The sequence below is a fragment of the Streptomyces sp. NPDC037290 genome, from assembly GCF_055603245.1.
The window spans coordinates 1-2945 of the sequence record NZ_JBVJVZ010000104.1; the positions used below are offsets into that span (position 1 = coordinate 1).

1 protein-coding gene is annotated in these 2945 nt (G+C 67.3%); it reads left to right on the top strand.

Going from position 1 to position 2945, the window contains the following annotated elements:
* The coding region (locus ACZ7HQ_RS45110) for an RHS repeat domain-containing protein (protein ID WP_471003360.1) at positions 1–2945 on the top strand (2945 nt) is incomplete at both ends.

Sequence of the window (2945 nt, forward strand, 5' to 3'; positions counted from 1 at the left end):
ACGTCCTCGCCGTCACCACCTCCGACCCCGCGGGCCAGAACCCCGCGGTGGAGAACTCGTACACCTACGAGAACCCCGGCTGGCACTACAACAACGACCCCTTTACCCCCCAGGACGAGCGGACCTGGTCCAGCTGGCGCGGATACCAGAAGGTCACCACGTACACCGGGGACACCGACCACCCACAGTCCAAGACGGTGCGCCTTTACATGCAGGGCATGCACGGGGACAAGCGCCTCGACGGCACGACCCGCAGCGCCCAGGTCCTGGGGATCGACGTCGCGGGCCTGAACGCATCCGACGCCACCGACCTGGACGTCTACTCCGGGTTCCTGCGCCAGGAGATCACCTACAACGCCGCGGAGCCTGTCTCCGTCTCCTTCAACAACATCTGGTACCACGAGACCGCAAGCCAGCAGCGTTCATACGCCAACACCAAGGCGAACTTCGTCCGCACCGCGCGCACGTACCAGAACACCTACCTGCCCGTCAGCAACACCTGGCGGCGCACCAGCACCACGTACACGTACGACACCACCTACGGCATGGTCACCCGGACCGAGTCGAGTGGGGACATGGCCAAGTCAGGCGACGAAACCTGTAGCCGCACGTGGTACGCGCGTAATCCCTCCGAGGGGCTGACCAACCTCGTCTCCCGTACGCGCGTCGTCGGCTCCGCGTGCATGGACTCCGCCGGGGCGACCATCACCGACGACAAACTGAACCTCCCGGCGAACTCCGCGAGCCGCGGAAACGTCCTTTCCGACACCGCGGCCGTCTACGACAACCCCTCCGCAACCGGCTGGACCGCTTCCCAGACCCCGACCCGCGGGCTCGCCACCTGGGCAGGAAGAGCCAAGGCGTATCCGGCTGCCGCAGGAACCACCGACCGTCACCCTGCCGCCAACGGTGGTTGGCAGGCTATCGGCAAGACTTCATACGACTCTCTTGGCCGCCCGCTCACTGTTGTGGACGCCAAGGGTCAACTCGCCTCTACTGCGTATTACCCCGCAGCGGCCGGCCCGCTGACCTCGACCATTGTCTCGTCTCCCAAACTCGTCTCCTCCAACGGCCAGATCCACAAGTCGTACTCCTACCTGGACCCGGCACGCGGATCGGTAACCAGCACACTCGACGCCAACCTCAAGAAGACCGAGAGCACCTACGACGCGCTGGGCCGCCTCACCGCCACCTGGGCGCCGAACCGGACGAAGGGCATCGACACGCCCTCGGCGAAGTACAACTACAACTTCGCGCGTGACAGCCAGCCCTGGACCTCCGTCAGCACTCTCAGGGCCGACGGCCAGACCTACCAGACCAGTTACGCCATCGCCGACGCCCTGCTGCGTCCGCTCCAGACCCAGACCGAATCCCCCCTCGGCGGCCGGATTCTCACCGACACCAGCTATGACTCCCGCGGACTCGCCTACGAGACCTACGCGGACATCTACGACAACCTCAAGGCCCCGAACGGCACCTACGCCCGCGCCTCCTACGCCCACACCCCGGCGCTGACCCGGACAACCTTTGACGCGGCTGCCCGGCCCACGAAGACCACGCTCACCGTGTTCGGAGTGGACCGCTGGTCGACCACCACCAGCTACACGGGCGACTCGACCGCCACCACCGCCCCCCAGGGCGGAAACGCCTCGCGCACCATCACTGACGCGCTGGGCCGCACCACGGAGACCCGCACCTACGGGGGCATCACCCCGACGGACACGGCGTACGGGGCCGCGACCGGCACCCCGTACACCCGGGTGAAGTACGACTACACCCGGGACGGCAAACCGTCCGTGATCACCGGCGTCGACGACGCCAAGTGGAGCTACACCTACGACCTGTTCGGCCGCGAAGTCACCGCGACCGACCCGGACAAGGGCAGCACCAGCACCGAGTACACCGACCTGGACCAGGTCGCCCTCACCAAGGACGCGCGCAACGCGAAGCTGCTGTACGGGTACGACGAACTGGGCCGCAAGACCGGCCTGTGGCAGTCCGAAAAGTCGGACGCGAACAAGCTCGCCGATTGGACCTACGACACGCTCCTGAAGGGCCAGCCCGACGCCTCCACCCGCTACGTGGGCGGAGCCGCAGGCAAGAAGTACAAGAAGCAGGTCACCGCATACGACACGCTCGGCCGCGCCACCAGCACCGACGTCGTGCTGCCGGCCGATGACCCGCTGGTCACCTCCGGGGCCGTCACCTCCACCCTCACGTTCGGAACGGCGTACCTCCCGGACGGGAGCGTCGCCAACACCAAGGAGCCGGGAGCCGGCGGCCTCGCCGCTGAGATCGTCTCGCCCAAGTACAACTCCACCGGTCTGGTGACGGAGCTCTCGGGCACCAGCACCTACCTGCTTGGCGTCACGTACTCCGCCATCGGCCAGGTCGAACAGCTCTCGCTGGGAGCGGGCGCGAAGAGCACCTACATCACCAACAAGTACGAGCCGGGGACCGGCCGGCTCACCCGCAGCCATGTCACGGACCAGACCCACCCGTACATGCTCCAGGACCTCAACTTCGCCCGAGACGAAGCCGGCAACGTACTGTCGATCCTCGACCCCACGACGCTCGGCGGCACCGCCGAGGCCGACAACCAGTGCTTCGCCTACGACGCACACCGTCGCATGACCGAGGCCTGGACCCCGAAGTCCGCCGACTGCGCGACGTCCGGCCGCACCACGGCCAACCTCGACGGCGCTGCGCCGTACTGGACGAGCTACACGTACAACAGCGCGGGCCAGCGCAGCACCGAGACCACCCACACCGCGACCGGCGACGCGACCACCAACTACGAGTACAAGACGCCGACCGGCCAGCCCCACCCCCTGGTGAAGACCACCGGGGCCAAGGCCGCCACGTACAGCTACGACCTGGCGGGCAACACGACCACCCGCCCCGGCACCCAGGCCAACCAGACCCTGGCGTGGAACTCCGAGGGC